This window comes from Neobacillus sp. S1115, from assembly GCF_055385565.1.
Genome location: NZ_AP038275.1, coordinates 711,077 through 736,718, shown reverse-complemented (window position 1 = coordinate 736,718; position 25,642 = coordinate 711,077). Strand labels below are relative to the sequence as shown.

The window sequence follows — 25,642 nt, the reverse complement described above, 5'->3', positions numbered from 1 at the left end:
AGGGAGATATTTTACCTGATTTAGAGTCATTTAAAAATGATATAGAAATTGGATTGACGCAGAGGTAGCAAAACCTACTCCTAAAGAAAATGAAATACTGGTCAAAGTCGTCGTCGCCAATTGAAGAACGTCGGGGGGACCGTCCTTTGTACACAATTGCATTCATCACTTCTCCTCCAATTCGTCTGTTATATTAATATCATACTGATAAATAGAACAAAAGACACACTACGGTTTACCGCACCTGGTTAAGAGGCGGTTTTTTTGAAATATTTTTCAAACTAATAGCTATATTCCATACTTCCAAGAAAAAAAGCTGAGGAAATTTAAACTCGGAAACAGGGGTAGCCAATTATTAATCGTGTTGAAGATGAGTTCCCATTAGTTACAGTGAATTATTCTTTCATCAGCGTAAATAGCGGGTAGTGACAGGCACATTTAATGGTGCACTGTACATTTGTGTTTTTTACAGTTGTATTTATTCACTTTTTTCCTGTATGGGGAGGCTTGTGAATGTTGTAAATGCGTTTGCTACTTTTCTCGCGAACGAGAGAGGCGGTTCTACCGATTGAATATGAAGATACATCAGATTTGGTTGGGCAAATATCCAGTGATTATGCAAGGCACTCACAATTAAGCCTTGCCCCACAACAGATCTTGTGAAGTTTGGGATTTCCTGCTCAAGTAATGTGATCTCCCCAAGGTTTAGTGCATTGCCATTTACATCCAATGACTCAAATGAAATTCCTACTGGTATTACAGAATGACTTGGCCGCCCTTGGACATGAACATTAAAACTGCGCTTTAAGCTAACCGAACAGCCATTTTTCTCCATTTTAGCTTTTCCATTTAATATTTGGGCAAATTGGTCTCCCAACTGCTTCAAGTTACTCATTCATTAGCCCCCTTTTCGCGTTCTCCGAAAATAAGCCTATTTAGATTATATTCACGAATGAAAAATATATTAAGAAAACTCGCCGATTGGCGAGCCCTTAAAGGGGAAGGCGGATAAGTAGTTCTCGTCTAAAAGCTCAGCTTTTAGGCTGTGCTGCAACTACTAACGAAGCAATTTTAAACCGTACGATCTATTCTCAAGTTGTCGAGGGAGAACGTATTAATCAACATAAACTGTATTCGATGAAACAAACCCAAAATATAATTTTTCGAATTGTGTCTAGTAGCTACTAGTTACTTTTTAATCCCACCAAAAATACCAATAAGAAGAATTAATAAGTGTTCCTGCGAGTGAATTTACTGTCCCTACACCTTGCCAAACTATATCACCACAAAATCCAAATTGTTCCCAAGCGAGTAATTCTGATTCTTCTTGAGTCTTTGGAGGATTCACAATATATAATTCCCATACATCTGGTGTTACTAAAGCGGGAGTAGCTCCATACTTTTCATACCAATATTTGAACACTGCAACTTGCTCTTCTGGCATTGGGCATTCATTAAACCCGCCCATTGGAACCCAAGCAGCTACTTCCCAAGGTTTATCCGTTGGAATCTTTGCGAGAATGATTTTTTCATTAACTGCTTCTTCAATTGATAGAAAATGATTTGTCCGTTTCTCTATCGCAAACTCGCCAGTGATATCGTAGTCTTCATCCTCTTCCATAGGCATGACCTCGTCAAGCAGGCTCTTTAACAATTCCTTTACATCAATATCCTTCGCTTTAGCTAAAATTGATTCCCGATTATCGTTTAAGTATTCTTTATCCGACTCGGCTTCAATGACTTCTAACATCATTTCCGAAGGGATTATGATAAGTGGTGTATATCCTTCTTTTTTGCCTTCCATGAGAGCTTGATGATACCTGTTCATGACACCTTTAACATTTTTCTCCTCAATAATCATGCAGTCACAATCCAATATAGCAATTATTTCTTTTATATAATCTTTCTTTTCCTTTTTCTTGAATTTATCAAATATACCCACGTTCTTCATCTCCTACAGGTAATGTTGTTGGTCATATTTATAAATTCAATTAAATTTATATTTTTCCTCTTAGAACCCCGCTTGGTAAAACAACAAAAGCTCCCTATCCGTATAAAAAAACTCTAATATCAAAAACTTCTTGATTAACTTTTACCCATTTCACTTTACTTATGAAACGTTTCACCGTGATTGATCTAAAGGAGGTTTTTTTATAAATTATTAAAGACTTATTTACAGACAATTACTTCACGAGTAAATGATCCCTTTTTAACAACAGCGCGGTCACTAATGGAAAATCCCGCATTTATGAGGATTTCATCGATGAATTCAACCGTAACGACTACGACTTTCTTAGCAATCCTGCGTGCACTTTGAAGTATTTCGAGTTGCTCTTCAGGCGATATGACAGAACACAAATTGTAGGGTAAATCGATAATCGCTACATCATATTGATTTGTGACATTTCGGATATCTGCCAATTTCACTTCTCCAGAAAGCCCAAAATGTGCGATATTCTCTCTAGCTCCACCAAGAATAAGAGGATTTCTATCGCTCCCAACTATATTAATCCCCATAGATAAGGCCTCTACTAGTACGGTCCCAATCCCACAGCAAGGGTCAATGGCCTTGATTCCGCTTGGGTCTGGAATGGCAATATTCACAATCGCTCTTGCCACACGTGTGTTAAGCGCAGTGGAATAACTATGCGGTTTCTGTTGATGGCGAAACCAAACAGACTCACTTTTCATATAATCCCCGAATACCCATCTTCCGTTTATATTCATAACGCCAAATAATCTCTTCGGATGATGAAGATCAGCCTCACCATTAATATGTAATCCGATTTCCTTCTCAATTGCCCGGCGGTATTCCATGCCATTCTCTACATCTTTTGCCTGCCCGCCATTTTTTACATAATACACTTTAAACGTTTCCCCAGTTACTTGCAGGGCTGCTACTTGTTCGATGAGCTGTTGAAGACTTTGCCCCTCATAAATGACAGCAAGTCGTTCCTTGATAAACGGACTCCGACTTGGATCCATTTTCACATGGCTTTCCAAGATGTTTGTTTGTGACTCCTCCCCAAATAAGGAGCGCATTTCCAAAGCACACAAGGGACGTTCATCCTCATAGCAGGCGTAAGTATATATATAGGTCGTTAGTTTTTCGTGTTTACAATCCACTAGTTCCATCCTCAATCTCTTAAATAATAAAAGGCAATAGGTATGCTTATTTAATTGCACCTACCGCCTCTCTTGATAAAATTTTATCTAAAAAACACCTTGTCTATATTGTACTTCGACTTGAGTTCATTAGTAATATACGTTTCGTATATTTCTCTATGGACAGGGTCTTCAATCACACAAACTTCAATTTTAGTGACTTCATCTCTATGCATTTTGATTGGGGATACCGTATCCTCAAAATGCTTTTTAATCCTAGGTCTCAACTTCCTTGCTTTACCTACGAATAATAGTTCTTGTTTATTGTTATAGAACATAAAAATACCACCCTTATCTCTAGGGATAAGATGAAAATCAGTAAACCCATAAATATTACTTAACTCAGGATTATTCTGTTTGGTAATGGTCACACTTGGTTTTGGAATAGTTATATTTATCAATACATTCACTTCCTCGTTTAATATCTCTTAAGATGTTATCATAACAGGAATTAAATTACCTCATTTACTTATGGTAAGGTGCACCTCATCTGCTTAACCAGCAGTATATCTTTACAAAAATTCGCAAACTATACGCTAACATTATTTTTGAACAATAATAACTGTCCTTTGAACATACGAATAGGATCGCACTTTAATTTGGTGATGGTCCTTTCAGTCCCTCATTCACAATTATTATCAAAAAACATCTTTTGTGAGATACATCACAATTGGCATTCATTATTAATGCTATCATTATTAATGAAGTTAGGAAATCATTACCCAGAAGAGGCCGATTTTTTTCTCACTAATATTTGTACTATTTTATTCTTCTCATAATCGGAGATTATATATAGGAGGTTTTTATATGTCTAAAGAAAAATTGTCTGAATTAATTAGTCCTGAAGCTGTGATTAACTTTGAAACTGGTGCGATTAAAGCAAGCACTTTGGATTCAATCATCAACCTTTTGCCATTTGAAATGGGCTTTTGCGATGCCAACGATATTTTCCGTTGGTATTCAAATAATCCAAACCGCGTGCATGGTCGCCGTAAAGAAGCGATTGGTCGCCCTGTACTTGAGCTTCACCCAAAAGTGGCTCACCACGTTGAAAAATTGTTGAATGATTTCCGTTCGGGCACACGCGATGAATGGGAATTTTGGTTCCCAAAACGCACGGGTGAAACCGGCCAAATTTACCAAAAATTCATGGCTGTACGTGATGAACATGGAAAATACCTTGGCTGTATGGATGTGACCGTTAATATCGACATTTTCCAAGGAAAAGAAGGCAAAAATACCCCTGAAACGATTGACGAATTTATAGCTGTTAAGCCTAAACAATAAAAGAGAAGCCTGAAAAACACATTGAATTGGGGAATTCAATGTGTTTTTTTTTAATCATCATGGTGGTTTTCATCTCCATTCTGAGGTTAGTCTAAAAAGTGGACACGTAAAAATGAGATTTAGATTATAATACAATCATCATTTAAAAGGACGTGTTCACATGGGTAAACATCATTCTCAAGAGTATAAAGAATATGTTGCAAAGTTAATCGTTGAGGAGGGGAAAAAAGCCTCCCAGGTAGCTTTTGAACTCGAGATCTCCCCTAAAACTGTTAGTCGATGGGTGGCAGCTTACAGGACTAAAACAAGTGCTGGGAAAGCTGGAGAAAACTATCTTACACCCACAGAACTTGAAAAACTGAAAAAGCAACACGAGAAAGAGATACAAAAATTGAAAGAGGAAAACGAAATTCTAAAAAAGGCCATGCACATCTTCACGAAAAACCAAGCGTAATTTATACGTTCATTCAAGCCCACTCTGATGAGCACGCTGTGGCGAAGATGTGCAAAGTTCTTAAAGTATCATCAAGTGGCTATTATAAATGGCTAAGGATCCAGAATAAACCTCAATCTGAGAAAGATGCCTACCGTAAAGAAATCAAGCAAAAAATAAGTAAATCATTTCACGAGAGCTATGGTACGTATGGGAGCCCCAGGGTCCATGCCGACTTGGTGGAGTGGGGTTATACCATTTCTCAAAAGACGGTTGCACGTATGATGAAAGAGATGGGTTTAACAGCCACACCAAAAGAAAAGTTTGTCATTACTACTAATTCAAATCATGATTTACACATTTATCCTAACCTGCTTAATCGCCAATTTAATGTTGAAAAGCCCAACCGAGCATGGGTAACTGACATTACGTACATTTGGACGCTTGAAGGCTGGGTTTATTTATCATCCGTTATGGATCTATTCTCAAGAAAAATCGTAGGCTGGAGTATGGCTTCACATATGAAAAAGGAGCTATCCATACAAGCATTAAATATGGCGATTGTTACAAGGCAGCCTAGTGAAGGGTTAATCCATCATTCGGACCGTGGGTCCCAGTATTGTTCAAATGATTATATCGACATCCTGAAAGGGAAAAACATGCATATCAGTATGAGCAGAAAGGGCGATCCTTACGACAATGCATGTATTGAGTCTTTTCATGCCACAATCAAGAAAGACTTGATCTACAGAAGACGCTTTAAGACCAGGGCTGAAGCCGTAAAAGCCATTAATCATTATTTAAATAGTTTTTATAATGAAAAACGAAAACACTCTACTTTAGGGCACAATTCACCGAATCAATTCGAGAGAAACCACCGGCAAGATGAAGTTGCATATACCTCATAATATAGCCATTTGGTGTTAGGAAATGAGCAGTCATGCTTTTCGACTGATCATTTCTAATACCGTACCAAACGAAGTGCGGTAGTGGTTTGGTTTCTAAAAGTCTTAAATTTTACTGTCCACTTTCTTGACAGAAGACCAATTCCAATTAAATAACTTAATTAAGCAACCAGTGAAAGGAAAATAAGCGGATTTTTTCCGACTAAATGCAGAATGGGGCTCGTTTTGGGCAAAATAAGGGGAGATTTTCCGTCTATTGAAATCAAAATCTCCTATTTTCGCATTTTTCGAGTCAATAGGCGGAATTTCTCCGTCTATTTATGCTATTTTTAAAGTTATTTGGAAAATAAGCGGATTTTTTCCGTCTATTTATCTGATCTATCGGAAATGGTAAACTAAAGCCCCCCCTGCTCCTTCAGTCACCTTCTTATAAGCATCAACCGTTCTCAAGTTCTTGCCTGCAAGCGACCATTCATAAAGGTCTGGTATCCTTCCTCAAATCCCATAGTATGTTCTAGCCTCTCCCAACCTTAGGAAGAGGCTAGAACTAAAAACCTCATTTACTTATGATACGGTTCCCCGCTTTTCTTCTAAATGAGATTTAATATGTGCTTGAAAATACGGGATTGGTTGGGTATTCTTAAAGCAGAATCTCCCTTTAAGGATGTGTCTAACCTGCGATTAAATAAATATATTTCCGAGTCTGGAAAAACATCTAGACGCGGTGCAGATAAATTGATTAGTGAAGGAAAAGTGACCATTAACGGAAAAGTTGCCACATTAGGAAGCCAAGTCGAACCAGGCGATGATGTTCGGATTGGTGGAAATCCGGTCAAAGTGGCTAAAAATTACGTTTATATCGCCCTAAATAAACCTGTTGGCATTACTAGTACGACAGAACGACATATTAAAGGAAATATTATTGATTTAGTCAACCATCCATTAAGAATATTTCATATTGGAAGACTGGATAAGGATTCAGAGGGCCTGATCCTCCTGACTAATGACGGAGATATTGTCAATGAAATTCTGCGGGCTGAACATAAGCATGAAAAGGAATATATCGTGACAGTAGACAAGCCCATCACTCCAGAGTTTTTAAAAAGAATGGCAGGAGGCGTAGAAATACTGGATACAAAAACGCTGCCATGTAAAGTAGAACAGCTTTCTAAATATGTTTTTAAAATCATTTTGACACAGGGGTTAAACCGGCAGATTCGCCGTATGTGTTCTGCCTTGGGATACCAGGTTTGTCGACTGCAACGAATACGAATCATGAATATCCATTTAGGGAACCTTCCTATTGGCCAGTGGAGAGATTTATCCAAGAAAGAACGTACTCAATTATTTAACGAACTTCATTATGAGCCAAAAGAATGGTAAAAAAAATTGCCTGTCACCACCCGAATGGTGCCGACGGCTGTAATAAGCTAGAATTCTCTATCCATGCTACCAGCTGATGCTCCTCGCCATCACGTTGTAAAACCTTTTGCTAACAGCCTTTTAGTTGAGGAAATCCGGTCAAAAAGAAAATGAAGAAAGTCATGCGTCCATGGCTTTCTTCATTTTCTTTTTTATTCCTTTTCCCTGGCAGTTCTTCTAAGATCAGGTACGTCCGTTTCCTCACCAAATTCAGTTCCATAATTTGGTTGTCCACTATAGTTACTCCGGTTCACTTCTCTGTTGGCATCCGTCGCTTCCCATCGCTTAAACAAGAGAGTTAAACAAACTAACCCGCTTAGACCAACTAGACTGTAAATAACTCTTGATAGGAAAGAGTCTTGTCCGCCAAATATTGCTGCAACCAAATCAAATTGAAAGAAACCAATTAATCCCCAATTTATAGCCCCAATGATGGTCAATGCTAAGGCAATTCTTCGCAGGGTATTCATGATTACACCCCCTTTCCAGCTTGATCATTTTATTCACACAAATTAATACTCCTCGGTGAAATGTCTACACCTTAAGTACATTATTTGTAAAATTATTATTTTTATTAAAGGTGGGTTTCATACATGCCTGTCACTACCCGAATGTAATGGATGAAAAATAAAGAGAGAAGTGCTGTAACACTTCTCCCTTCAACCTCTACCGTCGTAAATCAAACTTGTTTATTTAACCCGGAACTGCTCTTCTATTTCTTTTTTACCATTATAGTTGATAATGTAACTGTCGAATTTCCTGCGTTGTCGAATGCTTTATAGGTGATGGTATAGATTCCGTCCGAACCGCTTATTTCATTCCTCAAATAAAAGTCGGTATCCGCCGTTCCATATTCCGCGTTGTTGCAGACGTTATTTTTTATCATAAGACTTTGTCATGCCTAGAGGTTCAGATGACGTCAAACCATAAGGACTCATCGTCATCAGGTTCTCCATTATAGTTTATTAGAATTTCTTCTCCAGCTTTTATGTCGATATGTGCATAAAAGTCAATTGTTCTATTTGCAAAGTTGAGTCCATATATGGCATTAGGACTATAGGAGTGGTTAAATAAAGAACCATATCCTAACGCAAGTGCAACTTCATCATTATCTTGGTCCCACCAGAACACATAGTCCCTCATTATCGTCTTTGTCAAATATTTGTAATCTTTACCAGGAGATACAATAACTGGAGCTTCATGTATCAGTTCACCATTATGAATGTCACGGGTTGCAAATATCCCTCTGCCATATTTTGATTTCTTTACTTCAATCATTTTCTCTCACCGCCATTTTTTAATAAATGAATATTATTTTATTAATTTATGCCAGCACGTTCCTATGTGATAAGTATTCCCTCTGGACAGTGCTGCCTAGAAACGATACAACTCCTTCCTTCTAGGTTACTTATAAACTGCTGAGCGAAATAAATCGACTGCAATGACACACCTCCTGAAAATAAAAAAAAGCTGCCCATTTGGACAGCCTAGAAAAATTTCATTAAGGGTGAGGGGAACACCCCTCTCCTCCTCCAAAGAGCCGATAGGCGACACCAACTTAGTAAAAGGAAAATCAAAAAAAGGGAAGCAGCTTGCGGCGATGCCTATGCCTAATGCCCTCAAATCCCACGGTAGTGGTCCACTCAGAATTCTCCCCTTTTTCCCCTGGCCGCTAGGCCGGTCAATTTCACTTGATACAACAGAAATATCTCTGATTCATTAATCAGAGATATTTCGTTCTTTAGTTAAAACCGCGTCAAGACTTAACGGTTATGAACCTCTCTTAACCTTAATATGCTCTCTTTCACCTATGATTAGCGGTTATGAGTCTCTCATAATTAATGACTGCCACTGATTAACAAAAAAAGACAGTGTGAAAAACAGCTAAGTTACCATCTTTTCATACTGTCTACATTATTAAAATCATATTACTATTAAAGTTTAGTAAGGAGTTTTTGCACCGAGATATCTAGTCTTCCAATAGGTAGATGTCATATCTGAGATTGTTACACCTGTTGAGGCTGCGCTGATAAATTTGTTGTTTCCTAAATAGATGCCAACATGGGATGGTCCGAGTTTATAGGTTTGAAAGAAAACAAGATCTCCTACGCTTGGCGAAGCCACTGGTGTTGTTGCATCCCATTGTGTTGCAGCAGTCCGTGGCAATGAGATGCCGACTTTATTGAACACATATACAGTAAAGCCACTGCAATCGAAACCTGCTGGAGTGTTTCCTCCCCATTTATACGGCGAACCAAGATATTTCTTAGCCTCTTCTATCACTCCCTGAACGAGAGAAGCTGATGAAGTTGCAGGTTTTTGAGCTGCTTCAGTAGAAGGTGCTGGCTTTTGAACTGGTGCTGCTTGATTTGAATCCGTTGTTGAGTTTCCAGTTGTTGCTGTTGAACTAGATGTTACCGGTGCTTTTTCTGTCGTTGCCTGTGCACCGGATGCTGCCGGTGCTTGTCCGGTTGTTGCACCAGAAGTTACTGCAGAATTATCTGCCGCTATTGTATTAGAAGCTTCCTCTGTAGTACCAGTTGCTAGTACCCTTGATGTTGTCTCTACGCTTTGTGATGATCCTGCATTAGAAGTGGCTTGAGTGCTCGGTGTTGATTCAGCACTTGAAGCTGCTGCTATATTTCCAGTTGTGACTGATTCTGATTTCGTCACAATGGCAGGATTTTCCACACCACTAACCTTTAACGTCTGTCCAGCATAAATCGTGTCAGAGGATAACTGGTTTATTGCTTTAAGCTGGGACACTGATAGATTAAAACGGGATCCGATGACTGATAGAGAATCTCCTTTTTGAACTTTATAAGAAGAAGCATTTGAATTTGTTGCTACAATTTTTAATGTCTGTCCAATTCGAATAAAACTTGATGTCATGCCATTCAACCGTTTTAGTTCATCTATAGTTGTACCATTGTCCTTAGCAATTTTCCAAAGACTATCTCCTCGTTTGACAGTGTATGTAAGTGATAGTTTCTGATTGACATAGATGGTATCACTTGAAAGGGAATTCCATTCTTTTAATTGGTTAATAGATACATGATTGGAATTGGCAATTTTCCAAAGGCTGTCACCAGGACGAACCGTATATGCGGGTTCTTGTGCACTTGCTGTGGCTCCAAAAGCAGTAAGGACGAGCCCAGCTGTTGCAGCTGCTGTTACAAGATTTTTCTTCACTGTTTTACTTCCTACCTTTCATTATTTTGCTCCAATAAGACATAATAATGAAATGACCAACAAAAAAACATCCACCAAAAGTGGCAGTTGGTTGCTAATCTACTAATATGAATACAGAATTGGTAGAATCTATACTTTTTATTACAAATAGTATATTAATAACTATGCAGGAAGAATAATGAAATCAAGGGAATTCTATGTTTACACCTCGATTTGTGTAATATACTCGTAATCATTTTGTAATATTTAATTATATGACAAAGTGTGACAACAACCGTTTTCATCAAAGTCAGCTTGTTATTCCTAGGAAGGGATGATCAGTCTGGAATGCTCTAATTTTTACCAAATTTAACCTTCTCATTCTTCTGATAAACATGACATCTTGAAATCATCTGATTTGTGATATTGCGGATATCTGTCAATTTCACTTCTCCAGAAAGCCCAAAATGTGCGATATTCTCTCTAGCTCCACCAAGAATAAGAGGATTTCTATCGCTCCCAACTATATCCATCCCCATAGATAAGGCCTCTACCAGTACGGTCCCAATTCCACAGCAAGGGTCAATGGCCTTTATTCCACTTGGAACTGGTTTAGTTTAATTTGTGAAGGATTAAACGAACTGGTACTTAAGTTTAGATGGGATAGCTACGGCAATCCCGTTTTCTTATTGTGCTAGCGCTCCTATAGCCAAATAGGAAATTTATGGGAATATAATGGTTCCAAGTTTTAGGTAAACCCCAATTAATGGATTTGACTACGATTTGCTTTCATTATTTTGAAGCATACTATACTAAGCACAGTGATTTAATTAACGTTTTAGATGAAAAAGGGATGGTGTATGATGAAAAAGCCGCTTCCACCTGGCCAATTCGAAACAGAAAAATGGCCAATACTGCATACAGGGGATGTTCCCGAGTTTAATGAAATCACATGGAATTTCAGACTTTTTGGTGAGGTAAAGGAAGAAAAGTTCTTATCCTATAAGGAAATCATGGAGCTTCCAAAGACCATATCAAGCGTTAACATGCATTGTGTTACCACCTGGTCTAAGTTTGATACAACTTTTGAAGGAATTGCACTTAGAGAGTTTTTGAAATTTGTTGAAATTAATGAAGGTGTAAAATACATTAAAATTTACGGTTACTACAATGGGGACAGATTTGGTTATTCTGCAAACCTGCCGCTAGAACCTTTATTAGGGGACGATTCTTTGTTTGTATACCGTTGGAAGGATAAAAATCATGATTGGCAAGATATTGATTCAAAACATGGTTATCCACTAAGGTTTATTCCACCAGAAGTATTTTATCTATGGAAAGGTTCAAAGTGGGTTTCAGGGATTAAGTTTATGAAAGTAGACGAGGCTGGTTTTTGGGAAGAGCTTGGCTATTCGATGACAGCAAATCCATTTAAAGAAGAGCGGTACCGTTAACACAGATACGTCTAGGTAGCAATAAGGAGGGTAAGAAGTACTTAAATTTTTGATACTTTGCTTCCAATAAAAAAGAAAGGCTATTTTTTTAACGGGGCAGGTAAATGGAAGTGCAATAATGTAAAATATGCGATACCTAGAGGATCGCTTTTTTTATTTGCTAACGGTACAGTTTAGTTGAATAAATTAAATGGGAAAAGATACACAAGTTTTCGAAAGAAGGTTGAGTATGGGGGATTTTGGCAAATCATAATTAGACGGAGGATTTGAAAATGAAATTTACTATTCGTATTTTCTTTAGCGAAAACTTTAATAATTCAATATTTGAAAGAGAGCTAAAAAAATCCTTAGAGGAAATTAGTGTATCTATTACAAGTATTAATTTTAATCAATTTGAAGAAAATTACATACATAATAAAAGGAATATTATTGAGATAAATGTTGAAGTTAAAGGGAATTTTATCGATTACAGAACCGTTTTTGGTTGTGTATTTTTAGTATTAGATGAACTTTCTTTAAATTTATCTGGATTAGATATAAATGAATAATAGGCTTCCCTAAGTGTTTATATATCTAAATTTTCCCTAATAAAAAATTTGTTTTTTAAGGAGGAAATTATGAAAGAATTTATTATTTCATATATAGACGTTAATGAAATGGGTGTCCATAAAAAGGAAATCTACGTTGTGGGCGAGGACTTTCAATCATGTTATGAAGAGCATATTCAAAAATATCCAACCATGGTAGGTATTGTTCAGCAGTTTGATGAAGAGCACGAAACCATAAATTTACTCCGCCCTAACAATATTCAAATAGAAAAAGTTACTGACGAAATCTTCGAGGAAGAAGAGAAAAAAAGAGAAGTTTATGATGGATGATATATATCCACATTTCAGACTTTGTGACAATACCTTCTTAACGGAGCACAAAATAGGCACCAAAAATCGAGGCTTTATGACCATTGCATTTTTATTCATAATAACGTATGAGTCTAACGTATTAACTTGAGGTAAAACCCTTATTTTTAAAGGACTTATTAAGTCATTTTCCCCCTTTACACTTGATTATGTAAACTGATTGTGTATATAATATTATTGTTGCAGACAAACGCAGTCTGCGAAATCGGATATATTTACTTTTTCTAAAATAAAAATTTGCTCAAAAAAACACATTCTATTACCCTCTAAAACAAGCATTCAATCTTGTAGGGGTCTAGATTGAATGTGAAAATAAACTGCAAAAAGGAGGTAGGGTGTAAGGAGCATCATGGAAGGATGATTACATGAGTGTAGATCAAACTAAAGGTCTCCAAGAAGAAGAAAAAGACGATTATTCATTTGATAAGGTTCCGGTAGGAAAACGGAATATGGGTTGGTTTAGCGTAACCAACATAACGTTTGGTATTGCTACTGCGATTTTTTATTTTCAAACAGGCAGTGTTATGGCCCTTCAGTATGGTGCAATGAATGCTATTATTTCAGCGATTTATGCCATCGTGATTGCTGGAGTCTTAGGTACAGTGATTGCCTATTTATCCGCGAAGTCAGGAATGAATGTAAACCTCATGTCCAGGCAGGGGTTTGGCTACATTGGTGCTTCGTTAACTTCATTGATATACGCATCAAATTTCATTATGTATTGCGCCTTTGAAGGTATGATTCTCGTTTCCGCAGTACATGCATTTTTCCCCGAAATTCCACTTTGGCTTTTAATTATTGTTTTTGGATCCATTGTCATCCCGCTAAATTGGTTTGGTATTAAACAATTAGATAAATTACAAAAATGGTCATTACCGATCTTCTTTCTATTTTTAATTGCCATCATCATTGTCGCAGCCAATATACCGTCTCAATTTGATGGTCACTTTTGGACCTATATGCCTGAGGGTGTACAGTTAGGTGGAACAGGTTTACTATTATGTATCGGAATGCAGCACGGGATTATGGGATTAACCGCCTTAATTGCGTCAGATTATGCGCGTTTCCTTAAACCAAAAGATATTAAACTTGGATCCATTATGATTGGATTTATTCCGCAAGTTTTCTGTTTTGGTGTCATGGGCTTACTTGGAATATGGTTTGGTGTCCGGTTAGCTGAATCGAATCCAGGGGTTTATATTGTCACCATTCTTGGACTAGGTGGAGTCGCTTTTACGTTATTAACACAATTACGTATTAACGTTACAAATATTTATAGTGCTTCCCTGTCATTGTCCAATTTTTTCGAGAATGTATTCCATTTCAAACCTAATCGTCACTTTTGGGTTGTTGTCTCAGCCGTCGTATCGATTGCGCTCATGCTTGGCGGTATATTAGATTATTTAGGTAGTGCAATGACATTCCAAGGGGTTCTCTTAATGGCATGGGCTGCTATTTTAGTTACAGATGCATTAGTCGTGAAGAAGTTGATGAAAATTGGACCGAAAGAATATGAAGCGAGACAGGAAAAACTATATAAATGGAATCCAGTTGGAGTTGCACCATTAATTATCTCAAGTGTTCTTGGAACGATCGCTGGATTAGGGTACATGGGAACGTTCCTACAAAATACAGCCACTTTCTTTGCAGCCATACTTGCCTCATTCCTCACTGTTGCAATAGCTGTCTATACGAAGGGGAAATACTACAGTAAAGAGTCTGGGGAAGTAAAGGTAAAACGTAAAGAAGAAAAAGAGAGAAAACAGCCAACATTCACAAAAGAAGTACCAGTTGAATAATGCAAATAAAGGTAATTGATACAGGTTTGATTAAAGGTTAGGTGTAAGATATCAAAAGAGGCTGACCCAAAGGTCGATGAATGACGACACTTTTGGGTCAGCCTCTATTTTTTGCTAATCTTGATTTTTATTTAATCTAAAAACTAAGGTCTTCGCCGTTCGTTGCAATCACTTTCTTGAACCAATCAAATGATTTTTTCTTTGTTCTTTTTAATGTTCCATTTCCCTCGTCGTCCATATCAACATAAATAAAACCATATCGTTTTTTCATCTCTCCAGTTCCTGCTGAAACTAAATCAATGCACCCCCATGGTGTATAGCCCATTAAGTCAACACCATCTAAAGTAACTGCCTTTTTCATTTCTGCAATATGATCTCGGAAATATTGGATCCGATAATTATCCTCTACATATCCATTTTCATCCGGTTGATCAATCGTTCCCATTCCGTTTTCAACAATAAAGAGAGGTTTTTGATACCGGTCATAAAGTTCAGATAAGGTGTATCTTAGCCCAATAGGGTCAATTGCCCAGCCCCACTCCGTTTTTTCAACAAAAGGATTCACATCCCCCATTTGTCCGCCGGTATCGGTATTCTGAACAATTTCAGTATGGTACACACTGCTTCGGTAATAACTAAATGATAAGAAATCTGAAGGATTCGCCTTGATTATTTCATCGTCCCCTGGCTCCTTTTTTATGGTTACCCCCATCTCTTCAAATAAGCGGTCAGCGTAAGATGGATAATATCCCCTCATCATGACATCAGAATAAATCAAAGCTCCTCTTCGATAATCCAAAGCTCCAAATACATTTTCCGGCTTACAATCTTTCGGATAAATGCAGCTTAATGCAACCATACAGCCAATCTTTGCATCTGGAATGATCTCGTGACAAAGCTTATTGGCACGGGCACTCGCAACAAACATATGATGCTTTGCTTGATAACGCACCTGCGCATCGGCCTCTCTAGTTCCCATAAACGCATAACCATTTAAGACATTAATTTCGTTAATAGTGATCCAATACTTCACTAAATCCTTATAACGTGTAAAGACCTCTTTGCACATTCTTAAAAAACAATCAATCGTCTCACGTCCGCCCCATCCATTAAAATGTTCAGCCAAATAGGCAGGAGTTTCAAAATGATAAAGAGTGACTAATGGTTCAATATTATATTTTTTGCACTCTTTAAAAACATCTTCGTAAAATTTTAGCCCTTCCTCATTTGGTTGTTCCCCTTCGATTCCACCTTTTGGGAAAATACGGGACCAACTAAGAGATAGCCGGAAACACTTAAAGCCCATTTCTCCAAAAAGGGCAATATCTTCTTTGTAATGGTGGTAAAAATCAACCGCATTATGGCTTGGATAATAAACATTTTCATCAATATAGCCTGATGCACCTTCTGGGATCGTGTCCACTTTCGGATCCCCAGTAGGTCGTCGGTTTACCATTGTTTTTGTGCCATCCTTTAACTTGATGGTAATTTTTCTAGGACGGTCTGCAGAACCATTTGTGATGAAGTCGCTTGTTGCAAGCCCTCTTCCGCCTTCCTTGTACCCACCTTCATATTGGTTTGCAGCTGTAGCTCCGCCCCATAAAAAATTTTCTGGGAATGTTTTTTTCATTTCAGTTCATTTCCTTTCTAAAATGAAGACTATGGGTTCCACTATAAATTTCTCTCCTTACGATCATTGTAAAATGAGTAGGCGAAATCATTTTGAATGAAAAAAGCCCAAAATAAGTTGGGCAATTCAAGAATGACAGACATTTTTTCAGTTACAATTTACTTTTTCAACCATGCGTTTGCAAGGCTGCCAACAATGTTTAACTTTTCATTGTCTTGGGAGGATTTTGCTTTAATCCTTTTTGATCAGTTTGTGCAAATCGATGATTTCTCTGGCCAAATCTTTAAGAGTCATCGAAGTCATTAAATGGTCTTGGGCATGAACCATAATAAGAGGAAGATCGAATTTCGCTCCGCCTGCTTCTTTTTGGATTAATTCCGTTTGAAAATGATGTGCTTCATTGAAGGCAGCATCTGCTTCGGTAAGTTTTGCTTCCGCTTCATCAAATTTGCCTTCTTTAGCTACATACATCGCTTCCATCGCCAAGCTTCTTGCATTGCCAGCATGAAGGATTAGTTGAAATGCAAGATTGTAAAGTTCTTCTTTATTCATAATTAACAGCCTTTCATTTGATTTACTTGATAAGGAACATTGGAATGAGACAGGCACTAGTCAACCTAATGCCCTGTCACTTTATTACGCAATACTTTCTTTCGTTTTACCTGCGTTCATCGCATCTTCTTCTTTCTTCTTCGCGTTATCATATATTTTGAAGAATGGAAGATAAATTAAGAATGAAATCACAATGTTAACTACATTCATGATAGCACCTGAAATATGTCCGCCACTAGCAAGATATCCTGAGATAATTGGCGGCATCGTCCAAGGTACTGCAATACCAACAGGTTTTGCGACCAAGCCCATATCCATTCCAAGGAACGTGACAATAACGGTCACGATGGAAGTAACGACGAATGGAATGATCATGATTGGGTTTAACACAATCGGCATACCAAAGATTAATGGCTCGTTAATGTTAAAGATACTAGGAGCAAATGCTAAACGACCAAGACTTTTCATTTGTTGAGATTTGGCGAACATTATCATCGAAAGAACCAAACCAAATGTTACGCCCGTTCCACCGATGTGGATGAAATTATCCCAGAATTGTTGTGTAACAATGTGTGGTAGTGGTTGGCCCGCTTGATAAGCTGTCATATTGTCACCCATTGCACCAAACCAAATGGGTTCCATTACACTTTTAACGATGTTTGTACCGTGTAATCCAGTAGACCATAGGATTGTTACGAATAATTCGGCAACAATCGTACCTCCTAGAGTAAGACCTACTAATTTCAGCGGATCACCTAATAGGGTCGTCACTAAGCCGTTGATACTTGCATAAGGAGTCATTTCGACAAGTAAACGTATGACCCAAACAGTTAAAAGAACAATAAATCCAGGAATTAATGCTGCAAATGATCGGCCAACACTTGGCGGTACGCCTTCTGGCATTTTTATCACAATATCTTTTTTGACGACCCAACGATAAATTTCAGTTGATATAATGGCAAAAAGTAACGCAACAAACAACCCTTTACTGCTTAAGAAAGCTTTTGAAATAGCACCGGTTACCAAAACTCCTTCTGTTGCTCCAGCTGGAGTAAACATGAAACTAAATGGCGTTGTTAATAAGAAAGCAGCAACTGAAATCGTACCCGCACTCATCGCGTCCAGTTTATAGCTTTCTGCTAATCGGTACGCTACCGCGAATGCTGCAATAAGGGACATGATATTGAATGTTGCATCTACTGGATAACTTAATTTGGCAGCCCATGTTGGACCAAAAATAGAAGTCATCCAATCAGCATAACCTGGAATTGGCAAGTTAGCTATGATTAAGAAAAATGAACCAATAACGATGAATGGCATCGTCGCAATGAGACCATCACGAAGGGCCAATAAGTGCCTTTGCGCACCAATCTTTGCTGCAACAGGCATGACTTTTTCTTCAAGAATGCTGTTGAATTTCCCCATTTTATTTTTCTCCCTTATTTATTATTTGTTATTTACTAAATTGATAGCTGTTTTTAGAACTTCCGGGCCATTACACATACCGTAGTGGACTGGATTGATCATATCGACTGGGATGCCTTTTTCTTCACCTAACTCTTTCATTTTTGAAAGCAGGAATCGAACTTGTGGTCCTAAAAGAATGACATCTGCCTTGTCAATGTGCAGATTGACTTGATTAGCAGGAACCGCCCAAATTTTTCCTTCTAAACCTTGCTCTTGGGCTGCTTTCTCCATCTTGGTCACAAGCAAACTTGTACTCATCCCAGCGGCACAACACAGTAAAATATTCATCGATTTATTCCTCCTATTATCCATAAAAGTTATTTTGAAAAAACAATCAGCCAATTCATCTAAACTGATTAATTTGGCAACTGTTTTAAGAGTGATTGAATCACTTTATGTTTATAGTTTATGTTGAAAGCGTTCCATTTTACAGAAAGGATTTTTCCGTTACGTAACGGAAAAATGGATGGGCACTAAAAGTTATGTAAACTCATTATCCACTGATAATATGCCCATAATCTTAAAAGGGGTACTCCTTTTGGAATACCCCCATTCTTTTTCTATTAAATTGCTTCTTCGTTACGATCAATTTCCTATTTGTTAAGATTCATTTAAAATCTTTATAATTTCTTCGGCTGATTTACTCTTTAGTATTTTTTGGACCGTTGTACTGTTTTCAATTAAAGCAATGAGCCTTTTGTACATCTTTTCCAGATCACCCTCGGGTTCTTTTCTTATATTTAGTAAGCAAATAAATTGAACCATCTGTTTATCTGTCCATTCGATGGGCTTCTTTAATGTGCACACGGTCCAAAATGTTTCCTCTGTTTCCGGTGTAAGTGGATGAGGGATGGCCACAAGATTCCCAAAGCTGGTTGGAGCGAGTGCCTCCCTTTCCAACACCGAATTCACATAATCTTTGGAGACGAGTTTTTGTTTGTATAATTCTTCACACATAAAACGGATAACGCTTTCCTTTTCCTCAAAGTCTTTATGAATAAAAACTTTGGACTCCTCTATATAGCTCCGTTCCTCCCCCTCTTTTACAGACGATAAGCCCTTCCGGATATTTGCAATATCCCCTTCTCCCAAAAAGGTATTGACGACTTGTACTGGAACGCCTAAATCTACTTTTATGGGAATCGTACTAATAATAAAATCAAGAGAGGATAGGTCGTATTCGTTTAATTGATAATAGTTGGTTGTAGCCACGATCTCGATTTCTTCTTTAAATTCATTTTGCAAACGATAAAATAACAGCCTTGCACTCCCGACACCAGAAGCACACACTACAATGACCCGTTTTGCCTTTTTCTTCCTTGTCTTCATTCTTTCTAATGCCACACCAATATGTAAGGCAATATAGGCAATTTCGTGTTCTCCTACCTCAATCCCCAAATATTCGTCGATACATCTGCTGGCAATGGCTGCACCCTCAAAGGCGGTAGGATATTTCCTTTTAATTTCATCTAATAATGGATTCCGAATGTTCATATTGTACCGCAGCCGGTTCATTGCCGGCCGAATGTGCAAAGTCAGCGCTTGAATGAATTCGGAGTCGTCATGAAAATCCCAATTTAATTTAGTTTTCAACTTTTCCAGCATGCAATGAATGATGGTGTCTAACTCATCAAATTTACTAAATTCATTCAACGTATTCTTATGAATTAATTTTGTCCCTAACAAATGGACAATAATATAATTAATTTCTGTTTTTGGAAAGTTTAAGCCAGTAAACTGCTCTACTTCTTTTACAATTTCATTGGCTACTATTTTTTCAAAGGGGTATTTTCCTTCTAAATCGTGTTCGAGGTTTTCAATGACAAACCCTTCCTCAATTCTCTTGCATCCAATGGTGATATGGGTTGCCAAATTTTCGAGTGCTATGTCAGATATCTCAATTTTGTACTGATTCACTTTTTTTATGATGATTTCTTTTATTTTTTCAAATAGTCTTTCGTCCAATAGTTGAAAAGAAGGACTGTCAATGTTTAAGCTGCTATTCCGGCTTAAAATATAATTTGAAAAGCATAGCCGTTTCATATATTCATCGCCTTCGACCAGCGTACCATAATGCGGTCTGGAAACTAACTTCAAATGATAATGCTCCAATATTTCACGGACGGCTTTTAAGTCATTTTGAAGCTTTGGCTTGGAAACAAATAGTTCTTCCTCAAGACTTTCTAATTTTATCGGTTCCTTTTCTAATAAAAATCTTTTTAATATATACAAAACCCGATTTTCCTGTTCAGAAAAATGAGATTGATTTTCATTGATCCCGTCATTCGCATTAGCATTAAACTCTTTTTCAAATACTTCGTCATCCGTTATATGTAATAGATATCCTTTTGCCCGAACCGATTCTATCATGATTCCTAACGAAGGACATTGTGATTGAAGTTCCTTGATCTCGGTGCGAATGGTTCTGTCACTCACACCAAGTTCTTTTGCCATCCATTCGGCTGTAACAGGTTCTTTCTCTTTCATTAAAGACAATACGATGTCTTTTTGCCGTTTTGAAACCATTTATCTACCCACCTTTCTTCATGAGAGATTATTTGTTATTTTTTAGTTTGTTCACTACTCTTGCCATTGACTCCTAAATCATTATAACCGGTACTTGAGAAGTATTGTTAGAGTGTTATATCGAGAACAGGCATAAAAAAGTGCCTGTCACACCCCGAATAGTGCCGAAGGAATCGACAAAATACTGGAGGCGACAGGCACTTAAACTTCTAAATTTTCCTTTTCATAACTTTTCTTATTGATTGTAATAAACAAAGAAACGCTGCCTAATAAGATAAAAGTAACGGCAGACACGGTAAATACACTTGCCAAGCCAAGCCATTTCCCGAGGAGCGATCCCATGACCGGGGCAAGAAGACTGGATGCACTTTGAACGGCTGTAGAAAAAGCACTAATTCTCCCTAGCATATTCGATGGTGTTTCCGTCGTTAGAATAAAACCATAGGGAACAAATAGAGCCGTTCCAACACAACCGATCATGGCAAGCACCATCATCCAAAATAGAAGGTTCCCATGAGCTAGACCATAGCAGCCCCATCCAACTACAAGCATGAATACTCCAGATATGATCCTGCCTATAGACATAAACATCAGCGGATTTTTCCTCCAATTTGTATAGGTGCCGCATAAGAAAGATTCCGTGACAGAACCCGCTCCAAGTGCACTGCTGATTAATCCATAACCTGTTTTATCTAGTCCCAAAGACAAGGATAAAGGAGCAAAAAAACTATCATAAAGAAAGATGATAAACATGGAAATGGATGTAATCGAAATAGCTGATAATAAAAGTCTGTTGGATCGAATAAGCGAAAAGCCTTCTTTAAAATCCACCCAGTACGAAGATTTGGCAGAACAATTTTCTTGTCCCTCCTTTTCTAAGGCTGGAAGTTTGTAAATCAACATTAGTGCCATACCATACATGATTCCTTCTATCAAAAATATCATTTGCGGCTTCGTCATAACCAGCAGCCCTCCACCTATTAAAGGGGCAACAATCTTGGTCACATTCACCACAATCTGACTAAGGGACGGAGCCTCTGCCATGTACTTATCAGGAACTACTTTTCGAGTAGACGATTGTCGAGCTGGTTCGAAAACAGAAGCCAAAGATGATTTCAAGAAAATAAGCGCAAGTAGTACCCATATGTTAGGTGCCACAAGGAAACCAAAAATCGCCATGACACGAAACAAAGTAGAAAAAATCATGACCTTCTTTTGATCCCATCGGTCAATCCAAACTGACGACAATGGCCCAATAACAATATAAGGGAGAAACATCGCGATGACTGATGCAGCGTTCGCCCGTAAGTCTAATCCCCACTGAAAGGAAATGAGGGCATTAATCGCAAGTAAATCAAGCCAATTTCCAAAACTTGAAAATACCTGAACGGAAAACAACAATCGAAAATCTTTTCGTTTTAATAAGGCAAATGTTTGTGATTTTTTCAAAAAAAACATCCCTTTCTTACCTTGGTAAGAAAAGGATAGCAAGGAAATGTCAGAGGAATATCAGAGGGATTTATTTAATAATTGTTCAATCTTTATTGTTAATCTTGGAAAATCATACTGTTACGAGAAACTTTCCCATTTATTTTTATAATCGTGTGGAAGATCGATGGTCAAATGATTGCTTAGTAAAATGATATCTCTTACTCCATTTATGATATGGGGAACAAACTTAGAAGACAATAAGCTCATGAAACCTTCATCCATTTGTTGAATGGCCTCTTTCTTATATCCTTTCATCCATTTGGTAATCCCCTTTAACATGAGATACCTCCCCTTTTCCCGCAAATAAGGATATTTTTCAAATAGCTGATCACCTTCTGCGATATGGGTTTCAACGGAAAGAAAGTTTCTTGTTACCAATTCCTTTTTCATCTCTTGAATCTTTAGGTACGTTAATATACTTTCATGAACGGCACCCTTATCAATTTGTGAACGCACTACATTTATATTCTTTTTAGCCTTTTCAAACTGACCCTTATCGATGTTTATTCCGATCATACCCAATTCTTCTAATTCAAGCTGCTGTTTGAATGGAATTATGTTTAATCGTAATGCCTTTTGAACATAAGCATAGGTTTTATCAATATTAAATTGGATCATCCAATAAATATGCAGGAGATAGAACAGTTTTTGTGAAAGAGGAATATCCGAACTTGTCACAAACCATTGAAAATCTCCCTGTACAAAATGAAGGTATATTCTCTTATGTACTTCAATGGGAATATCTAATGCTTCATGCTGCATCACAATGGTTTTTAACCCGTTTGCTTGCCCGTAAAGAATGTATTTATTATATAAGACATCCATACTTTCTCTAAACTCTTTATCATGATAGAGGGGATTATCTTGATGATTTTGTTTGATTGTTAATCGATAGCCGACGCCTCGAACCGTTTCTATTAAAATATCCTCTAAAAAAGATAACTTTTTTCGCAAACGGTACACATGATCGTCAATCGTACGGTCTGTAGGATCCTCCATTGCCCAAACCTTATCTAGTAAGATTTGCCTTGATAGTGTTTGATTCCTATTTTCATATAAACATTTAAGAAGTTGGTATTCTTTAGGTAATAAAAGTATTTTCTCATTATGAAATAAAACGGAGTAATCGTTTATATCGAACTGGAGCTTTTTCATATCTTTCCTCTTAAATAAAATTTGGTAGATAGCGACCCATTATTCCAAATAGCTAACTCTTATTTCTGCATTTGATCTTAATTTTCCTTTATTAACTGACCAGTTCTTTTGATGAAATTCCTTTCGGGGCTTTGCCTTTCCTCACTATTCGGGTGTTTTAGGCCTTTCATAATGACCAGGACCCTGACTTTCTTCACCATTCGGGTGTTATGAGCCTTTCATAACGACTAGGACTCTGCCTTTCCTCGCCGTTCGGGTGTTATGAGCCTTTCATAACGACCGGGGTTCTGCCTTTCCTTGCCTTGCGGGAGTTATGAAGCCTTTTATAACGACCGGAACTCTGCCTTTCCTCGCTGTTCGGGTGTTATGAACCTTTCATAACGACCGGAACTCTGTCTTTCCTCGCTGTTCGGGTGTTATGAGCCTTTTATAACGACCGGGACTCTGCCTTTCCTCGCCGTTCGGGTGTTATGAGCCTTTCATAACGACCGGGGTTCTGCCTTTCCATGCCTTGCGGGAGTTATGAAGCCTTTTATACGTACCGGAACTCTGTCTTTCCTCGCTGTTCGGGTGTTATGAGCCTTTTATAACGACCGGGGTTCTGCCTTTCCTTGCTGTTCGGTCGTTATGAGCCTTTCATAACGACCGGGGTTCTAGCTTTTCAAACCGTTCGGTCGTTATGAGCCTTTTATAACACCTGGGGCTCTAGACTAAAATCGTAAGTTACTCCCGTTAACTTCTCAGATACATCCCACAATTTTTTCATGGTTTCCGGATTATATACACCTGATCGAGGGGTTTCAATTGCAGGGTTCCCTTTTCGGTTACCCCTTCCATCTGGACCTATGTATTCCCCTCCAATTAAACTCGTATCTGTTGCAGCATAGAGTGTCGGAAGTGCTCCTATTTCAGCCGGCTGTAGGAATAGCTTCATTAATGCCTTTACATATCCAGGAGCATCTTTATTCCCTATTTTGAATAGGTTTGTGGAGGAAATGCCTGGGTGACAAGCTATACTTTTTGTCGCAATTCCATTTTGCTTTAATCGATGATCCAATTCTTTGGCAAACAACAAATTAGCGAGCTTGCTTTGTCCATAAAATTTCATCGCTTTATAGCCCTTGGAGCCGTCCAAGTTGTCAAAAAAGATGCGTGCGCCTCTGTGGGCAATACTGCTCAGTGTCACGACACGAGAGTTAGGTGTTTTCTTTAGTAATGGCAGCAATAATCCAGTTAAAGCAAAATGGCCTAAGTGGTTGGTGCCGAATTGCATTTCAAAGCCGTCTTTCGTTTTTTGGTATGGCGGAACCATTACCCCGGCGTTATTGATTAAAATATCCAATGTATCAAAACGGCTGCGATAATTTTGTGCAAATTCCCTCACACTCTTTAAATCAGCCAAATTGAGGCCCATGACCAAAACCGAACCTTTCGGATTCCCACTTAGTATGGTTTCTTTGGCAATTCCCCCCTTTTGCTCGTTACGGACCGCCAGAATAACCTCAGCACCTTTTTGAACGAGAACCTTAGCGGCCTCCAAGCCAATCCCGCTATTTGCTCCGGTAATAATAACCCTTTTGCCGGTCAAGTCTTGTTCAAGCATATAGAAATACCTCCACAAATTTGCTTAAATTCATTATATATAAATATGATGAAATACAATGTTATCAATCTATGACATTTATACGAAATAAGCTACAAGGTGATAGAATTAATTTCAGAATTAAAACAATGCCTGTCACGACCCGTGCCGAAAAATTCGGCGAAATGGGGGATGTGACAGGCATTCAAACTAACCGTATCTTTTTTCTATTTCTTTTTATCTAAATACACATTACCTAGAATTCCAATTAAAATAATAGCTGCATTCATGAATACAGATGAAAGGGTACCCTGTTTTCGGCTTTTCGGCATGTTTAGTATTTTTATGGAAGCAGGAGCTTCCTGTTTTGGTTTATGTGTGACGTAAAAAAGGAGAGTATCATACTTCTTTCTTTTTTCAGCGTTATTAAGAATTTCATATGCTTCTTTGACACGTTTAAACTGTTCAGCATTCCCTTTTTCTGTATCTGGGTGTACCTCTTTTACTTTTTTTCGATAAGCTTCCTTAATTTCAGTAAAGGTTGCATCATAGGGCACGTCTAAAATACGATAGTAATTTCTAAAGAATCCCATGTATTTCCCCACCCTCTTTTACTTTCTTGCTTTCTCGTTTTAATCCTTCCAAAATAGTATTCTGGTTGTTTATGAAATATTCATGTTTTAAAA

Annotated in this window: 24 protein-coding genes and 1 pseudogene; 8 read left to right on the top strand and 17 right to left on the bottom strand. The window is 37.9% G+C overall.

The genetic code is table 11. The features are described 5' to 3' along the window. Positions 1-478: 478 nt before the first annotated feature. From ACZ5B7_RS03535 to ACZ5B7_RS03520, 4 genes are all read right to left on the bottom strand, one after another. Complete coding sequence (locus ACZ5B7_RS03535; RefSeq protein ID WP_464492664.1) at positions 479-895, bottom strand: DUF1259 domain-containing protein; 417 nt, start codon at positions 893-895, stop codon at positions 479-481. 300 nt (positions 896-1,195) lie between these two features. Further along, positions 1,196-1,942 carry a DUF4253 domain-containing protein gene (locus ACZ5B7_RS03530; RefSeq protein WP_464492663.1) on the bottom strand — a complete coding sequence of 249 codons (747 nt, stop codon included), beginning with the start codon at positions 1,940-1,942 and terminating at the stop codon, positions 1,196-1,198. 227 nt (positions 1,943-2,169) lie between these two features. Next, positions 2,170-3,126 (bottom strand): TRM11 family SAM-dependent methyltransferase, encoded by a 957-nt coding sequence (locus ACZ5B7_RS03525; protein WP_464492662.1) that lies wholly within the window; start codon positions 3,124-3,126, stop codon positions 2,170-2,172. An 83-nt stretch (positions 3,127-3,209) separates the two neighbouring features. Further along, positions 3,210-3,566, bottom strand: coding sequence for a nucleotide excision repair endonuclease (locus tag ACZ5B7_RS03520; protein WP_464492661.1), 357 nt, complete (start codon positions 3,564-3,566; stop codon positions 3,210-3,212). Between the two features lie 406 nt (positions 3,567-3,972). Here ACZ5B7_RS03520 and ACZ5B7_RS03515 point away from each other — a divergent pair, with 406 nt between their 5' ends. The 4 genes from ACZ5B7_RS03515 (at position 3,973) to rluF (ending at position 7,173) form a co-directional block, all read left to right on the top strand. Continuing rightward, positions 3,973-4,452, top strand: coding sequence for a PAS domain-containing protein (locus ACZ5B7_RS03515; RefSeq protein ID WP_464492660.1), 480 nt, complete (start codon positions 3,973-3,975; stop codon positions 4,450-4,452). A 160-nt stretch (positions 4,453-4,612) separates the two neighbouring features. After that, the gene (locus ACZ5B7_RS03510) at positions 4,613-4,906 is read left to right on the top strand and encodes a transposase (protein ID WP_213140605.1); all 294 of its coding nucleotides are present in this window, start codon (positions 4,613-4,615) and stop codon (positions 4,904-4,906) included. Further along, complete coding sequence (locus tag ACZ5B7_RS03505; protein WP_464494429.1) at positions 4,843-5,793, top strand: IS3 family transposase; 951 nt, start codon at positions 4,843-4,845, stop codon at positions 5,791-5,793. Before ACZ5B7_RS03510 ends, ACZ5B7_RS03505 begins: the two co-directional genes overlap by 64 nt. Positions 5,794-6,396: 603 nt before the next feature. Further along, positions 6,397-7,173: a 23S rRNA pseudouridine(2604) synthase RluF gene (gene rluF, locus ACZ5B7_RS03500; RefSeq protein ID WP_464492659.1), complete on the top strand. Its 777-nt coding sequence runs from the start codon at positions 6,397-6,399 to the stop codon at positions 7,171-7,173. A 191-nt stretch (positions 7,174-7,364) separates the two neighbouring features. On the opposite strand, the gene ACZ5B7_RS03495 is transcribed toward rluF, so the two are convergent. The 4 genes and pseudogenes from ACZ5B7_RS03495 to ACZ5B7_RS03480 form a co-directional block, all read right to left on the bottom strand. Beyond that, entirely contained in the window at positions 7,365-7,682 is a 318-nt protein-coding gene (locus tag ACZ5B7_RS03495) for a DUF378 domain-containing protein (protein ID WP_464492658.1), read from the bottom strand. A 439-nt stretch (positions 7,683-8,121) separates the two neighbouring features. Further along, positions 8,122-8,490: an SET domain-containing protein gene (locus ACZ5B7_RS03490; RefSeq protein ID WP_464492657.1), complete on the bottom strand. Its 369-nt coding sequence runs from the start codon at positions 8,488-8,490 to the stop codon at positions 8,122-8,124. 663 nt (positions 8,491-9,153) lie between these two features. Then, positions 9,154-10,404 (bottom strand): C40 family peptidase, encoded by a 1,251-nt coding sequence (locus tag ACZ5B7_RS03485; protein WP_464492656.1) that lies wholly within the window; start codon positions 10,402-10,404, stop codon positions 9,154-9,156. A gap of 398 nt (positions 10,405-10,802) precedes the next feature. Then, positions 10,803-10,994, bottom strand: a pseudogene (locus ACZ5B7_RS03480) (TRM11 family SAM-dependent methyltransferase); the annotation flags it as partial. Positions 10,995-11,246: 252 nt separating this feature from the next. Between ACZ5B7_RS03480 and ACZ5B7_RS03475 the strand changes: the two are divergent. The 4 genes from ACZ5B7_RS03475 (at position 11,247) to ACZ5B7_RS03460 (ending at position 14,553) form a co-directional block, all read left to right on the top strand. Then, positions 11,247-11,837, top strand: a complete 591-nt coding sequence (locus ACZ5B7_RS03475; RefSeq protein ID WP_464494428.1) for a molybdopterin-dependent oxidoreductase — start codon at positions 11,247-11,249, stop codon at positions 11,835-11,837. A 272-nt stretch (positions 11,838-12,109) separates the two neighbouring features. Continuing rightward, positions 12,110-12,385: a hypothetical protein gene (locus ACZ5B7_RS03470; protein ID WP_464492655.1), complete on the top strand. Its 276-nt coding sequence runs from the start codon at positions 12,110-12,112 to the stop codon at positions 12,383-12,385. A 69-nt stretch (positions 12,386-12,454) separates the two neighbouring features. Further along, a complete protein-coding gene (locus ACZ5B7_RS03465) occupies positions 12,455-12,715 on the top strand; it encodes a hypothetical protein (RefSeq protein ID WP_464492654.1) in 261 nt (86 codons plus the stop codon). A 404-nt stretch (positions 12,716-13,119) separates the two neighbouring features. After that, entirely contained in the window at positions 13,120-14,553 is a 1,434-nt protein-coding gene (locus ACZ5B7_RS03460; protein WP_464492653.1) for a purine-cytosine permease family protein, read from the top strand. A gap of 136 nt (positions 14,554-14,689) precedes the next feature. On the opposite strand, the gene ACZ5B7_RS03455 is transcribed toward ACZ5B7_RS03460, so the two are convergent. From ACZ5B7_RS03455 to ACZ5B7_RS03415, 9 genes are all read right to left on the bottom strand, one after another. Continuing rightward, positions 14,690-16,183, bottom strand: a complete 1,494-nt coding sequence (locus tag ACZ5B7_RS03455; protein WP_464492652.1) for a family 1 glycosylhydrolase — start codon at positions 16,181-16,183, stop codon at positions 14,690-14,692. A gap of 231 nt (positions 16,184-16,414) precedes the next feature. Beyond that, complete coding sequence (locus tag ACZ5B7_RS03450) at positions 16,415-16,735, bottom strand: PTS sugar transporter subunit IIA (RefSeq protein WP_213118764.1); 321 nt, start codon at positions 16,733-16,735, stop codon at positions 16,415-16,417. Between the two features lie 84 nt (positions 16,736-16,819). After that, a complete protein-coding gene (celB, locus tag ACZ5B7_RS03445; protein ID WP_464492651.1) occupies positions 16,820-18,160 on the bottom strand; it encodes a PTS cellobiose transporter subunit IIC in 1,341 nt (446 codons plus the stop codon). 21 nt (positions 18,161-18,181) lie between these two features. Continuing rightward, positions 18,182-18,490, bottom strand: a complete 309-nt coding sequence (locus ACZ5B7_RS03440) for a lactose/cellobiose PTS transporter subunit IIB (RefSeq protein WP_464492650.1) — start codon at positions 18,488-18,490, stop codon at positions 18,182-18,184. Positions 18,491-18,802: 312 nt separating this feature from the next. Beyond that, positions 18,803-20,728: a BglG family transcription antiterminator gene (locus ACZ5B7_RS03435; protein WP_464492649.1), complete on the bottom strand. Its 1,926-nt coding sequence runs from the start codon at positions 20,726-20,728 to the stop codon at positions 18,803-18,805. Between the two features lie 201 nt (positions 20,729-20,929). Then, a complete protein-coding gene (locus ACZ5B7_RS03430; protein WP_464492648.1) occupies positions 20,930-22,177 on the bottom strand; it encodes an MFS transporter in 1,248 nt (415 codons plus the stop codon). 120 nt (positions 22,178-22,297) lie between these two features. After that, positions 22,298-23,374 (bottom strand): winged helix-turn-helix domain-containing protein, encoded by a 1,077-nt coding sequence (locus tag ACZ5B7_RS03425; protein WP_464492647.1) that lies wholly within the window; start codon positions 23,372-23,374, stop codon positions 22,298-22,300. Between the two features lie 688 nt (positions 23,375-24,062). Continuing rightward, positions 24,063-24,977: an oxidoreductase gene (locus ACZ5B7_RS03420; RefSeq protein WP_464492646.1), complete on the bottom strand. Its 915-nt coding sequence runs from the start codon at positions 24,975-24,977 to the stop codon at positions 24,063-24,065. 206 nt (positions 24,978-25,183) lie between these two features. Continuing rightward, complete coding sequence (locus tag ACZ5B7_RS03415; RefSeq protein ID WP_464492645.1) at positions 25,184-25,549, bottom strand: J domain-containing protein; 366 nt, start codon at positions 25,547-25,549, stop codon at positions 25,184-25,186. Between the last annotated feature and the right edge of the window lie 93 nt (positions 25,550-25,642).

What these genes read in the sequence shown, in the direction of transcription:
- ACZ5B7_RS03535 (WP_464492664.1), bottom strand. Translation starts at nt 895, where the DNA reads ATGAGTAACTTGAAGCAGTTGGGAGACCAATTTGCCCAAATATTAAAT.
- ACZ5B7_RS03515 (WP_464492660.1), top strand. Translation starts at nt 3,973, where the DNA reads ATGTCTAAAGAAAAATTGTCTGAATTAATTAGTCCTGAAGCTGTGATT.
- ACZ5B7_RS03510 (WP_213140605.1), top strand. Translation starts at nt 4,613, where the DNA reads ATGGGTAAACATCATTCTCAAGAGTATAAAGAATATGTTGCAAAGTTA.
- rluF (WP_464492659.1), top strand. Translation starts at nt 6,397, where the DNA reads ATGTGCTTGAAAATACGGGATTGGTTGGGTATTCTTAAAGCAGAATCT.
- ACZ5B7_RS03495 (WP_464492658.1), bottom strand. Translation starts at nt 7,682, where the DNA reads ATGAATACCCTGCGAAGAATTGCCTTAGCATTGACCATCATTGGGGCT.
- ACZ5B7_RS03490 (WP_464492657.1), bottom strand. Translation starts at nt 8,490, where the DNA reads ATGATTGAAGTAAAGAAATCAAAATATGGCAGAGGGATATTTGCAACC.
- ACZ5B7_RS03475 (WP_464494428.1), top strand. Translation starts at nt 11,247, where the DNA reads ATGAAAAAGCCGCTTCCACCTGGCCAATTCGAAACAGAAAAATGGCCA.
- ACZ5B7_RS03470 (WP_464492655.1), top strand. Translation starts at nt 12,110, where the DNA reads ATGAAATTTACTATTCGTATTTTCTTTAGCGAAAACTTTAATAATTCA.
- ACZ5B7_RS03465 (WP_464492654.1), top strand. Translation starts at nt 12,455, where the DNA reads ATGAAAGAATTTATTATTTCATATATAGACGTTAATGAAATGGGTGTC.
- ACZ5B7_RS03460 (WP_464492653.1), top strand. Translation starts at nt 13,120, where the DNA reads ATGAGTGTAGATCAAACTAAAGGTCTCCAAGAAGAAGAAAAAGACGAT.
- ACZ5B7_RS03455 (WP_464492652.1), bottom strand. Translation starts at nt 16,183, where the DNA reads ATGAAAAAAACATTCCCAGAAAATTTTTTATGGGGCGGAGCTACAGCT.
- ACZ5B7_RS03450 (WP_213118764.1), bottom strand. Translation starts at nt 16,735, where the DNA reads ATGAATAAAGAAGAACTTTACAATCTTGCATTTCAACTAATCCTTCAT.
- celB (WP_464492651.1), bottom strand. Translation starts at nt 18,160, where the DNA reads ATGGGGAAATTCAACAGCATTCTTGAAGAAAAAGTCATGCCTGTTGCA.
- ACZ5B7_RS03440 (WP_464492650.1), bottom strand. Translation starts at nt 18,490, where the DNA reads ATGAATATTTTACTGTGTTGTGCCGCTGGGATGAGTACAAGTTTGCTT.
- ACZ5B7_RS03435 (WP_464492649.1), bottom strand. Translation starts at nt 20,728, where the DNA reads ATGGTTTCAAAACGGCAAAAAGACATCGTATTGTCTTTAATGAAAGAG.
- ACZ5B7_RS03425 (WP_464492647.1), bottom strand. Translation starts at nt 23,374, where the DNA reads ATGAAAAAGCTCCAGTTCGATATAAACGATTACTCCGTTTTATTTCAT.
- ACZ5B7_RS03420 (WP_464492646.1), bottom strand. Translation starts at nt 24,977, where the DNA reads ATGCTTGAACAAGACTTGACCGGCAAAAGGGTTATTATTACCGGAGCA.
- ACZ5B7_RS03415 (WP_464492645.1), bottom strand. Translation starts at nt 25,549, where the DNA reads ATGGGATTCTTTAGAAATTACTATCGTATTTTAGACGTGCCCTATGAT.